Source organism: Enterococcus sp. DIV2385 (assembly GCF_051711925.1).
Classification (GTDB): Bacteria; Bacillota; Bacilli; order Lactobacillales; family Enterococcaceae; genus Enterococcus; species Enterococcus faecalis.
The window spans coordinates 464,414-475,897 of the sequence record NZ_JBIONV010000001.1 but is presented as its reverse complement, the minus strand read 5'-3'; the positions used below and the strand labels follow the sequence as shown (position 1 = coordinate 475,897).

Sequence of the window (11,484 nt, the reverse complement as noted above, 5' to 3'; positions counted from 1 at the left end):
CAGTGGACAGTTGGCCGTTAAATGCTTTGAGTGTCTAAGAAAACTTCTAGTTCTTTTTTCGCTTCTGCTTGCTTGATTAAATCATAAGGATTTTTTGCTTCATAATCATTCATAAGATATACTAATAAGCCACGAATAGATGTTAAACGGTTTTCTGCTTCATCGAAACAAATAGAATTTTTACCGTCAATCACTTCATCAGTTACTTCTTCCCCACGTGTTGCTGGTAAACAGTGCATGAATTTACAATTGGCTCCTGCCCGATCCATCATTTCTTGATTCACTTGATATTTTGGATAGAAAACCTTCATACGTTCTTCTTCAGATAATTCCGCTTCGTACAAGCCATACCAAACATCCGTGTACAAGAAATCAGCGCCTTCAACAGAACTTGCATCATCTGTGACCAAAAAGCTACCGCCTGAAACTTCACAATTTTTTGCTAATTTCGCTTGATGCTCTTCATTTAATTGGAAACCTTCTGGACCGAAGTGAACAAAATTCATGCCCATTTTTGTTGTGATTAATCCTAAAGAAAAACAAACTTGTGTCGCATCTCCGACAAAGACAACTTTACAATCTTCTAATTTTTTGCCTTCTGGTAAATGCTCAACCATGGTACACAAATCACCTAATTCTTGGGTTGGATGATTGTAATCAGACATACCGTTAATGACTGGGATGGTAGCACAATTAGCTAAATCAACAATACTATGGTGACGTTCCACACGAGCCATCAAAATATCTACTAAACGTGACAATACGCGGCTGGTATCTTCAATCGTTTCATGTCCCCCTAATTGAATTTGACCAGGTGCTAAATATTCGCCATGTCCACCTAATTGTTCCATTGCAGTTTCAAAAGATACTCGTGTTCGAGTTGAAGATTGTTGGAAAATCATTCCTAAAGATTTGTTTTTTAACAGTTGCGGATAATACCCATTTTTAATCGCTTCTTTAATTTTTAATGATAAATCGACTAAGTAGTGCATTTCCTCTTTCGTATATGTTTCTGTTGTAACGTAATCTCTTTTCATGATGTGTTCCTCCTAAAGTTGTTTTTGTTTACACATTGACTTTACCAAGTTTAGCGAAGAGTTTACTATCCGCCAAAAGTTAGAAAACGCTTTCTTTTTTGGCGTGATTTTTCATTAAAAAAAGTTTATTTATGGTTATAAACCATTGGTACACCAGGGGTTTATAAAAGTTTAGGCGGATTTCTCTCTAATTTCTGACCAATCATAGATTTGAAAATGGTATAATTATTTTGAAAAATCATTCACTTAAAATAAAAGATGAAAGGGGTTTCCAATCGTGACATTTGTTTTTATTTATAACATCTTGTTGATTATTTTATACTCGTTTACTTCAACCTTTACCTTAAATCTTTACTTGAAAAATAAACAACCGATTTTTTTATTGCTTCTCTTTTTAATGGTTATTTTTATTTGTGACAATGTGATTGTTTATATGACTGAGTTCATTAATTCGTTTGCAACCGAATATAATCAGACCTTTATGACCGCACCTTTTTTAAAGACCATCATTTTTATTTGTTGTAATTTTGCCTATCTGGCTATTATCAATACTGTTAGTGGTCGTCCTTTTAAAAATTATCAATTTGTCTGGTTATTTTTAATTGGTTTATGGATGCTAGCTATTCCATTTTCACAAAATTCCGCCTTAAAAGTTTGGTTGTACTATTTACCCAATCAGCTATTTTTAATTTACCTTGGATGCTATGCGCTCTATCAATTACGAATAGATCCTTTATCAGCCCTTGCGAAAAAATATCTTCGTTTTATTGGTTGGCTAAGCATTGGTTTCGGTGTGGCGATTCTTTTGGAAGATACCTTCGTTATTTTTAACATTGACCAATATTCTGATATTGTCTTTAAAATTAACAACCGAAACGTTTCTGAAGATATTTATACAATCATTCTCTCCATCGCCATTATCTACTTCTGTAATCGTGATTTTCCTCTGTCGGTTCTTGAAAAAGAAGCTGCTAAATTGGAAGAAAATCAATCAGATGAACCCGTACTTTTGGCGCCTTTTTGTGATGCCTATCAATTAACGCAGCGAGAACGAGAAGTGCTTTCGTTACTTTTAGAGTGCAAAACAAATCAAGATATAGCCAACGAACTATTCCTATCAATCGGGACAGTAAAAACACATATCCACAATATTTTCGTTAAATTAGAAGTAAACAAAAGAGCAGAAGTTTTTGTCAGTTATCAACTTTTTTCTCAACAACAAACTGAACATTTAGCGAGATAATTAAAAAGGAAGCCTCTCCGTGATCGGTGGCTTCCTTTTTGATTAACTATTTTCTTGTACTTGTCGAACTCTCTTTTCAATTTCTTGAAAGTTAATAATTTTAGCTTGGCGATGAATTTCTTTTCCTTCATAGTATAAGATAATGGTCGGTGCAGAAAAAGCATTTAATTGTCCAATTATTTCTGGACTTTTATCAGCTTCTGCAATGTATGTAGGAAATTCATATTTTGTTGCAATTTTTTCGACAATCGGTTTATCAACTGTACAAACACTACAATTTTTTGCTGTCAAAAAGACGGCTTGTAGACGATTATCTGTAATTTTTTCTTCTAATTCTTCTAATGTTGTTACATATTCCACTGAATAGCCCTCCTTGTCTTTTGTCTAAAATAACAGATTTACTAGCAAAATAACAACTTATTTGTTTGGCTAGGAATGCTTTAACAAAAAAGTTGTCTCCCATTAATGAAATGGGAGACAACTTTTTACTGATAACCGCTTATTTATTAAAAATTTTAGGCCCTTTGCGCATGTTTTTACGATCATTTTTGGGAGTTTCCATTTTTTTAGAACGGCCACCACCTTGTTTCTTTTTAATTAATTCTAACATTTTTTCTTTTTCATTCATTTAATCCACCGCCTTTGTTAATAACGTGACAGATTCAATGTGGGTCGTTTGTGGGAAATTATCCACTGGTTGAATTTCTTTTGCTTCATAGCCACCTTCTGTTAATAATGCAATGTCGCGAGCGAGTGTGGCTGGATTACAGCTGACATAAACAATTCGTTCAGGTTGCGTTTCAATTAATGTGTTTACTAATTGACCATCTAACCCTTTCCGTGGTGGATCCACCACCACAACATCTGGTTGCAAGCCATTTTCAACTAATTTTGGCAATAATTCTTCCGCTAAACCAGCCGTGAAAGTGGCATTCTCAATGTTGTTTAATTTAGCATTATTTTCTGCATCTTTGACCGCTTCTTCAATTACTTCAATACCGTAAACTTGCTTTGCATCTTGGGCTAAAGTTAAGCCAATCGTCCCAATCCCGCAATAGGCATCCACCACAATTTCATTGCCTGTTAAAGCCGCATACTCTTTAACTTTTTGATACATCACTTCTGTTTGTTGTGGATTTACTTGATAAAATGAACGCGCGGAAATTTCAAATTTCAAATCAAAAATAGTATCTGTAATTTTTTCAGACCCATGTAATAAGATGGTTTCGTCGCCAAAAATGACATTGGTTCGTTTTGGATTTACATTTTGTACAATGCTGACTACTTCCGGAATAGCTTCCAAAATATCTGGCACAATTTTACTAATTGGGAATAATTTCGGTGTTCTCGTAATTAGAACAACCATCATCTCCCCAGTATGGTAGCCACGACGAACGACAATATGGCGTAAGTTCCCTGTATTATCAGATTCGTTATAAGGTTTTACGCTATATTTACGCATAATGTCACGGATTTTAACAATTGCTGCATCAATTTCTGGGTCTTGAATATAGAAATGTTCCATCGGAATTAAATCATGGCTATTTTTCCGGAAAAAACCTGTTTGTAGTTGGTTGTCAATTTTACGCACGGGAATTTGTGCTTTGTTCCGGTAATGCCACGGATCGTTCATCCCAATTGTTGGTAAAACAGGGACTTCTGGCAATTTAGCGACACGTTGCATAACATTTTCTACTTGTTGTGTTTTAAATGATAGTTGGGCGCCGTACGCTAAATGTTGCAACGGACTAATCCCGACTTTTGTAAAGTTTTCATCTTTCACGGGCACACGCTGTTCACTGCTTTTTAGGACAGTCAATACTTTCCCATAACCAAAACTTTTGCCTGTTTTTAAGACTTTGATTTCAAGTTTTTCACCTGGTAAGGCATTTTCAATAAACAATGGATAATGGTCCACTTTTGCCACGCCTAAACCTTCATGCGTCAAGTCAACGATTTCTACTTCAATGACGTCATTTTTCTTTACTGGATAATTTTTCATAAGTCGCTCCTTCTTTTTATACACTTCACTCATTCTAATGAAAATACCTAAGAAAAGCAACAACGAATTTTCATGGCGATTTAGCAATTTCGTTTGGGCTTTTTAGGTAAATAAAAGAATGAGATCCTTTCCCTTAGTCAAAAAATAGCCAATGAAAGATCTTATCAACTAAATCTTTCATTAGCTATTCACGGACTACCTAGTGCTTTTCTTTTTCGGCAATCTTTCCATCGCCATCAATATCTTCGTCTGTTAGTCGTTCAACTTCTTTGACAAATTCTTTGCTGGCTTCGTTATATGCTTCTTCCTCTTCGTCTTCTGATTCTACGACAATCTCATCGCTACCAGTTAAGACAGAACCCATAATTGCATTGGACGGCAGTGCATCACCATTTGCAAAAATTTCAATATGTTGATGCATGTTTTTAAAGGTCATTGGAGCATCGCCACCATATTCACCATCTAAATTAATCATCATTTTATTGTTCTTTTCTAACGTTTCTGCATGTAAATAGCTAGTCTTTGTATAGATTAGTCGATGATCATCAACATGCTTTCCACCATTTAACATTAACGCAACTAAATGAAGAATCTCAAAAATATTGGCTGTTTTTACAATGATTAATGAAAACTTACCATCATCTAATTTAGCGTCTGGTACGATTTGCTCGAAACCACCCACCGAGTTAGTCAGCCCTAGGAAAAACATTGATGCGTTGCCTTCGTACACACCTTCATCATACGTCATGCGCATTTTAATCGGCTTCACTCGCGGCAACATTTCGGCTCCTTTGGCTAAGTACGCTAAGTAACCAAAAATACTTTTCAACTCTGATGGAACTTCATAAGTCAGTTCCGTTAAATGACCACCCGCCGCAATATTGATAAAGTAATTTTTGCCGGCTTGGCCAATATCCATTTTGACAGTTTGATTTTTTTTAATCACTTCTGCTGCCTTAACGATATTATCACGAGGAATCTTCAAGGCCCGTGCATAGTCATTCGTCGTTCCAGCGGGAATAATGGCCATTTTAGGTCGCCGCTTCAACGGAGCTATCCCATTCACGACTTCATTAATGGTCCCATCTCCACCTGCTGCTACTAGTAAATCAAATCCTGCACGCGCAGCACGATGTGCTTCATTGCGTGCTGAATTTTCTTCTGGTGTGGTCGCAAATGCACTGGCTTCATAACCACATTCTTCTAAAATAGATAAAATATCGGCTAAGTTCTTTTTGATTAACTCTTTGCCTGACGTTGGATTATAAATCACTCTAGCTTTTTTCATGGTTTGCCTGCTACTTTCTTATCGTTTTGAAAGCTCTTCTTGCAATAACTTGTTAACCACACCTGGGTTTGCTTGTCCACGAGTTGCTTTCATAATTTGTCCAACAAGGAAACCAACTGCACGGTCTTTTCCGTTTTTAAAGTCATCAATTGATTGTTGGTTGTTGTCTAAAACTTCGTTAATCATTGGTAATAATTGCGCTGGATCAGATAATTGAACAAGGCCTTTTGCTTCGACAACTTCTTTAGCGTCTCCACCGTTTTCAATTAACTCTTTGAACACTTTCTTCGCAATTTTCGAGCTGATTGTGCCATCGTTAATCAAAGTAATCATACCCGCTAGATTTTCTGGTGTTAGTTTAGTATCGGCTAATTCAACTTTTTCACTGTTTAAGTAAGCAGAAACTTCGCCCATTAACCAGTTTGATGCTTGTTTCGCATCTGCACCGTTTGCTAAGGTTGCTTCAAAGAAATCTGACATTTCTTTCGTTAAAGTCAAGACCATTGCGTCGTATTCAGGTAAACCTAATTCACTGATATAACGGGCACGACGTGAGGCTGGCATTTCTGGCAAACTAGCGCGAACTTTTTCAATCCATTCATCATCAATTGAAAAACGAGGAACATCTGGCTCTGGGAAGTAACGGTAGTCACTTGAGCCTTCTTTAACACGCATAAGCAACGTTGTACTAGTTGCTTCATCAAAGCGGCGTGTTTCTTGTTGAATTTCGCCACCAGATAATAGGACTTTGGCTTGGCGTTTTTCTTCATAAGCTAAACCTTTTTTTACAAAGTTCATAGAGTTCAAGTTCTTTAATTCCGCTTTAGTACCAAATTCTTCTTGACCATACGGACGTAAAGAAATATTGGCATCACAACGCATAGAACCTTCTTCCATTTTCACATCAGAAACTTCTGTAAATTGGATAATTGAACGCAATGCTTCTAAATACGCATAGGCTTCTTCTGGTGAACGCATATCCGCTTCTGAAACAATCTCAATTAAAGGCGTTCCTTGACGGTTCAAGTCCACATAAGAGTACCCATCTGTGCCATGAATGTTTTTGCCGGCATCTTCTTCTAAATGCACCCGTTCAATGCGAATTTTTTTCTTTTTGCCTTCGACTTCAATTTCAATCCAACCATCATGTCCGATTGGTTGATCAAATTGAGAAATTTGATACGCTTTAGGATTATCTGGGTAGAAATAGTTTTTACGATCAAAATGTGTTTCTTTTGAAATTTCACAGTTCAAGGCAAGTGCTGCTTTCATGCCAAATTCTAAGGCACCTTTATTCATGACAGGTAAAACACCTGGGTAACTCCAGTCAACCACATTTGTGTTGCTGTTTGGTTCTGCTCCGAAATGCGCTGGCGCAGAGGAGAAAATTTTAGAGTTGGTTTTCAATTCTACGTGGACTTCTAATCCAATGACAGTTTCAAAGTTCATTAATCGTTCCCCCCTAAAATGACTGGTTTTTTCGTATGGAAATCTGTCGCTTGTTCAAAGGCGTACGCTGCTTTGTACATTGTATGTTCGTCAAAATGTTTTCCAATAATTTGTAAACCAACTGGCAAGCCTTCTGAGAAGCCTGCTGGAATGGACATGCCTGGTAGTCCTGCTAAGTTGACAGGAATGGTTAAAATATCATTCATATACATTGTGATTGGATCATTGATGTTTTCCCCTAGACCAAAGGCAACTGTTGGTGTGGATGGGCCAATGATTAAGTCATAATCCGCAAAGACATTCTCAAAATCTTGTTTGATTAGTGTACGGACTTGACCAGCCTTTTTAAAGTGCGCATCATAATAACCAGCACTTAAAGAGAAGGTTCCTAACATAATCCGACGTTTAACTTCTGTTCCGAAACCTTCAGAACGTGAATTAACATAGACATCTTCTAGATTTTGGACATTTTCGGAACGGTAACCATAACGAATACCATCAAAGCGTTGTAAGTTTGAACTTGCTTCTGAAGAGGCAATAATATAATAAACCGCTACGCCGTATTTAGAATGTGGCAAACTAACTTCTTCCACCGTTGCTCCTAAAGATTTAAATGTTTCTGCTGCTTTTAATACCGCTTCACGAACATCTGGGTGTACCCCTTCACCTAAGTATTCTTTTGGTAAAGCAATTTTCATGCCTTTGATGTCGCCAGTTAAATCTGCCGTAAAATCAGGAACAGAAACGCCTGCAGAAGTGCCGTCTTTTTCGTCATAACCACTAATTGCATTTAAAGCTAAGGCATTGTCTTTAACATTTCGTGTCAATGGACCAATTTGGTCTAAACTTGAAGCAAAAGCAATCAAGCCAAAACGAGACACACGTCCATAAGTTGGCTTCAAGCCCACAATACCGTTGAATGCGGCTGGTTGGCGGATACTGCCACCTGTATCGCTCCCTAAAGAAACTGGGACTTGTCCGGCTGCGACAGCAGAAGCTGAACCACCAGAAGAACCACCAGGGACTTTCGTTTGATCCCAAGCATTTTTTGTTTTCTTGAAGTAAGACGTTTCCGTACTTCCGCCCATGGCAAATTCATCCATGTTCAATTTTCCGACTGGAATCATATCCGCTTGATAGACTTTATCCATCACGGTCGCATCATAAATTGGGTCAAAATTGTGTAACATTTTTGAGCCAGCTGTTGTTAAAATATCTTTTGTGACAATGTTGTCTTTAATCCCAATTGGAATCCCAGCTAATGGATTACTTTCAGTGATGCCTTTTAAGTCAATCGCTTTGGCTAATGCCATTGCTTTTTCTTCACTAACTGTGATAAAAGAACCTAGTTGTTCTTCTGTATTTTGAATACGATTTAATGTTTCTTCGGTTAAATCAACTGCAGTGATTTCTTTTGAGACCAATAAATCATGTAACTCTGTTAACGATTTGTCGTATAATTTTTCCATTAGGCTCCTGCCTCCCCGTTATCCATAATTGCAGGCACTTTAATGTAACCATTCTCTGATTCCGGAACATTCCGCATTAATTCTTTACGGTCCATTCCTGGTGTCGCTACGTCTTCACGCATGACATTGATTGATTCATTCACATTTGAAGTAAAAGGAACCCCTGTTGTATCTACTTCTTCTAGTAATTCCACCATATCAATAATTTTATCTAGTTGATTGGTAAAGTCCGCTAATTCTTCTTCGGAGAAAGATAATTTTGATAATTTAGCGACATGTTTGACTTGTTCTTCTGTAATTGCCATAGATACCCTTCTTTCTATCATTTACTGAAATTTTCATTTTCAGATTAATCAATTGGATTGTATTTCTTTAAACAGCTTAGCACAGCTGCTCACTCTGTTCCCATTCTACCATAAAATGGTCGGATATTTTAGATGAAACCTTGAATTTCATTGATAATTTGTCGCTCGCAAAAATGACGGAAATATGTTATTATGAAAATGAAAAGAGAGATATGCAGGAACATACCTCTCTAATAGCCACTACCAGTTATAAGAACTGGTGGCTTACTGAGTTATTGGTTTTATTTCAAACGCTTAACCGTTCAGCTCCTCAAAGCTTATGAACGGTTATTTTTGTTGTCTAAGACAAGCGCTAAGATACCGAAGATAATGGTCACAACAAGTGTTGCAAAACCAATCATCAGTCCTAGCGCTGCTTCAACGGACAAAAACATTGCTCCTTTCGTTAAAGTAAGAAGAATTGCGCATAAGCATCAACCTCCTTTCTCAACTCAGAAAGTCCTCGTTCATATAACTTTTATGACTAAAATAAGTATACCATCAAATTACGACATAAAATCTGACAACGTTAATTTTTCTTCTTAAAAATGACTTGCATCTAACGCATCGACCATTTCTTGTTCATTCCAAACGGTCACGCCTAAGCTTTCAGCTTTGGTTAATTTACTGCCTGCATCTTCGCCAGCAACCACAATGTCAGTTTTTTTCGAAACACTCCCTGTAACTTTTCCACCAAGATTTTCAATTTTTTCTTTGGCTTCTTCGCGAGTGTACTGCGTTAATTTTCCTGTTAAAACAACTGTTTTGTCTTTGAAAGGTGACTCCACTTCTGCTAATTGCTCTGTCCGGAGACCTTTATATGTCAAGTTCACTTGGGCTTTTTCCAGTTCAGCCATTAATTCATGAACTTCCTCATTTTCAAAATACGTCACAACGCTGTCTGCGATTGTTTCGCCAATTGAATCCAAAGCCACAATTTCTTCCGCAGTTGCACGACTTAAGGTTGGTAAATCACCAAAATGCTCCGCTAAAATTTTCGCCGCTTTCGCCCCCACATGGCGAATCCCTAAGCCAAAAATCAAACGTTCGACAGAGTTTTCTTTACTCCCTTGAATGGCAGTATAAATGTTGTTTGCTGATTTTTCTTTGATTTTATCCAAAGTCATTAACTGTTCTTCTGTTAAGAAATACAGATCCGCTACGTCTTTCACTAATCCTTTGTCATACATTTGTGCTAACACTCTTGGCCCCAAGCCATCAATGTTCATTGCGTTTCGTGAGACAAAGTGATTCAGCCCTTCTTTAATTTGCGCAGGGCATTTTGGATTAATACAACGTAACGCCACTTCCTCATCTAAATGCACCAACTCACTATGACAAATTGGACAATGTGTCGGCATTTCATAAGGCTGACTATCGGCTGCACGTTTTTCAACTAGGACTTGCGCTACTTCTGGGATAATATCGCCGGCTTTGTAAATAATAACATGATCATTTAAACGGATATCTTTCATTTGAATAAAATCTGCATTATGCAAACTTGCCCGACTAACCGTGGTTCCCGCGACTCGTACAGGAGCCATGACCGCAGTAGGAGTGACCACTCCCGTGCGCCCAATTGTCCATTCAATATCTTCCACTACTGTCTCTGCTTCTTCTGGTGGAAATTTGTAGGCAATCGCCCAGCGAGGTGCTTTGACAGTGAAACCTAATTCATCTTGCAACGCAAATTCGTTCACTTTAATCACAATTCCATCGATTTCGTATGGCAAAGTGCTCCGCTTTTCATGGTATTCTTCAATGTAGGCCCAAACTTCATCGATTGACTGACATAATTGACGTTCAGGATTGGTTCTAAAACCAATTTCAGAAAGCTCTTCTAATGCCTCAAACTGCGTCTTCGCTTTCATCGGTCCAAAGTCAGCAACTGTGTATAAAAACGTATTTAAGTTCCGTTTCGCCACAATTTTTGTATCTAATTGGCGCAAACTTCCCGCCGCTGCATTCCGAGGATTGGCAAAAATATCTTGGCCATTTTCTTCACGTTCTTCATTCAACGCGACAAAGGATTGTTTAGGCATGTAGCACTCGCCACGAACTTCCACTGAAATGGGCTCCGTTAAACGCATCGGTACAGAGCGAACCGTTCGTAAGTTCTCTGTAATGTTTTCACCAACCGTTCCATCGCCTCGTGTTGCTCCGCGTACAAACACCCCGTTTTCATAACGTAATGAAATTGCTAACCCATCAATTTTCAACTCGCAACAGTAAGCAACGGGTTTACCAATCGCCTTACGAACACGTTCATCAAAAGCAAAAATGTCTTCCTTGCTAAACCCATCATTTAAACTATACATTGGAATGTCATGCGGAGCTTTTTCAAAACCAGATAAAACTTTGCCACCTACACGTTGTGTCGGCGAATCTGGCGTGATTAAATCAGGAAACTCCGTTTCAATATCGACTAACTCTTTATACAAACGATCGTAAACATAATCTTCTACGGATGGTTGATCTTTGACATAATATTCATGGGAATATTGATTGAGTTGTTTTCTTAATTCTTGCGCACGAGTTGTCGCCGCCGTTAATGTTAATGGTTGTTGTTCCATCGTAGAACTCCTCCTCATAAGTGTAATGCTCTTATCGTCTTTTTAACACATTTACACTAAGATAGAAAATAAAAAGAAT

The 11,484-nt window shown here is 37.7% G+C and carries 12 protein-coding genes; 2 read left to right on the top strand and 10 right to left on the bottom strand.

The window, feature by feature from the left end:
• Positions 1 to 17: 17 nt before the first annotated feature.
• Positions 18 to 1,037: a putrescine carbamoyltransferase gene (gene ptcA / locus IGM04_RS02365; RefSeq protein ID WP_002355587.1), complete on the bottom strand. Its 1,020-nt coding sequence runs from the start codon at positions 1,035 to 1,037 to the stop codon at positions 18 to 20.
• A gap of 397 nt (positions 1,038 to 1,434) precedes the next feature.
• On the opposite strand from ptcA, the gene IGM04_RS02360 reads away from it, so the two are divergent.
• Entirely contained in the window at positions 1,435 to 2,280 is an 846-nt protein-coding gene (locus tag IGM04_RS02360) for a helix-turn-helix domain-containing protein (protein ID WP_086317761.1), read from the top strand.
• Positions 2,281 to 2,322: 42 nt separating this feature from the next.
• Here the strand turns inward: IGM04_RS02360 and IGM04_RS02355 are convergent, their stop codons facing one another.
• The 8 genes from IGM04_RS02355 to IGM04_RS02320 form a co-directional block, all read right to left on the bottom strand.
• The gene (locus IGM04_RS02355; RefSeq protein ID WP_002355583.1) at positions 2,323 to 2,640 is read right to left on the bottom strand and encodes a thioredoxin family protein; all 318 of its coding nucleotides are present in this window, start codon (positions 2,638 to 2,640) and stop codon (positions 2,323 to 2,325) included.
• Between the two features lie 139 nt (positions 2,641 to 2,779).
• The gene (locus tag IGM04_RS02350) at positions 2,780 to 2,908 is read right to left on the bottom strand and encodes a hypothetical protein (RefSeq protein WP_002355577.1); all 129 of its coding nucleotides are present in this window, start codon (positions 2,906 to 2,908) and stop codon (positions 2,780 to 2,782) included.
• Positions 2,909 to 4,282: a 23S rRNA (uracil(1939)-C(5))-methyltransferase RlmD gene (gene rlmD / locus IGM04_RS02345; RefSeq protein ID WP_002364803.1), complete on the bottom strand. Its 1,374-nt coding sequence runs from the start codon at positions 4,280 to 4,282 to the stop codon at positions 2,909 to 2,911.
• Positions 4,283 to 4,481: 199 nt separating this feature from the next.
• Positions 4,482 to 5,570 carry a diacylglycerol kinase gene (locus IGM04_RS02340; RefSeq protein WP_002396964.1) on the bottom strand — a complete coding sequence of 363 codons (1,089 nt, stop codon included), beginning with the start codon at positions 5,568 to 5,570 and terminating at the stop codon, positions 4,482 to 4,484.
• Between the two features lie 18 nt (positions 5,571 to 5,588).
• Entirely contained in the window at positions 5,589 to 7,019 is a 1,431-nt protein-coding gene (gene gatB / locus IGM04_RS02335) for an Asp-tRNA(Asn)/Glu-tRNA(Gln) amidotransferase subunit GatB (RefSeq protein ID WP_002358703.1), read from the bottom strand.
• Positions 7,019 to 8,488, bottom strand: coding sequence for an Asp-tRNA(Asn)/Glu-tRNA(Gln) amidotransferase subunit GatA (gene gatA / locus IGM04_RS02330; protein ID WP_048737364.1), 1,470 nt, complete (start codon positions 8,486 to 8,488; stop codon positions 7,019 to 7,021). Before gatA ends, gatB begins: the two co-directional genes overlap by 1 nt.
• Positions 8,488 to 8,793 carry an Asp-tRNA(Asn)/Glu-tRNA(Gln) amidotransferase subunit GatC gene (gatC, locus tag IGM04_RS02325; RefSeq protein WP_002355569.1) on the bottom strand — a complete coding sequence of 102 codons (306 nt, stop codon included), beginning with the start codon at positions 8,791 to 8,793 and terminating at the stop codon, positions 8,488 to 8,490. Before gatC ends, gatA begins: the two co-directional genes overlap by 1 nt.
• 317 nt (positions 8,794 to 9,110) lie before the next feature.
• Positions 9,111 to 9,197 carry a hypothetical protein gene (locus IGM04_RS02320; RefSeq protein ID WP_306173767.1) on the bottom strand — a complete coding sequence of 29 codons (87 nt, stop codon included), beginning with the start codon at positions 9,195 to 9,197 and terminating at the stop codon, positions 9,111 to 9,113.
• Here IGM04_RS02320 and IGM04_RS02315 point away from each other — a divergent pair.
• Entirely contained in the window at positions 9,163 to 9,378 is a 216-nt protein-coding gene (locus IGM04_RS02315; protein ID WP_306297581.1) for a hypothetical protein, read from the top strand. The two genes, IGM04_RS02320 and IGM04_RS02315, sit on opposite strands and share 35 nt — an antisense overlap.
• Here IGM04_RS02315 and ligA read toward each other — a convergent pair.
• Positions 9,375 to 11,405 carry an NAD-dependent DNA ligase LigA gene (gene ligA / locus IGM04_RS02310; RefSeq protein ID WP_086317657.1) on the bottom strand — a complete coding sequence of 677 codons (2,031 nt, stop codon included), beginning with the start codon at positions 11,403 to 11,405 and terminating at the stop codon, positions 9,375 to 9,377. The two genes, IGM04_RS02315 and ligA, sit on opposite strands and share 4 nt — an antisense overlap.
• Between the last annotated feature and the right edge of the window lie 79 nt (positions 11,406 to 11,484).

Bases quoted from the DNA above. Each gene is read 5' to 3' on its own strand.
- ptcA (WP_002355587.1), bottom strand. From the start codon at position 1,037: ATGAAAAGAGATTACGTTACAACAGAAACATATACGAAAGAGGAAATG.
- IGM04_RS02360 (WP_086317761.1), top strand. From the start codon at position 1,435: ATGGTTATTTTTATTTGTGACAATGTGATTGTTTATATGACTGAGTTC.
- IGM04_RS02350 (WP_002355577.1), bottom strand. From the start codon at position 2,908: ATGAATGAAAAAGAAAAAATGTTAGAATTAATTAAAAAGAAACAAGGT.
- rlmD (WP_002364803.1), bottom strand. From the start codon at position 4,282: ATGAAAAATTATCCAGTAAAGAAAAATGACGTCATTGAAGTAGAAATC.
- IGM04_RS02340 (WP_002396964.1), bottom strand. From the start codon at position 5,570: ATGAAAAAAGCTAGAGTGATTTATAATCCAACGTCAGGCAAAGAGTTA.
- gatB (WP_002358703.1), bottom strand. From the start codon at position 7,019: ATGAACTTTGAAACTGTCATTGGATTAGAAGTCCACGTAGAATTGAAA.
- gatA (WP_048737364.1), bottom strand. From the start codon at position 8,488: ATGGAAAAATTATACGACAAATCGTTAACAGAGTTACATGATTTATTG.
- gatC (WP_002355569.1), bottom strand. From the start codon at position 8,793: ATGGCAATTACAGAAGAACAAGTCAAACATGTCGCTAAATTATCAAAA.
- IGM04_RS02315 (WP_306297581.1), top strand. From the start codon at position 9,163: ATGGTCACAACAAGTGTTGCAAAACCAATCATCAGTCCTAGCGCTGCT.
- ligA (WP_086317657.1), bottom strand. From the start codon at position 11,405: ATGGAACAACAACCATTAACATTAACGGCGGCGACAACTCGTGCGCAA.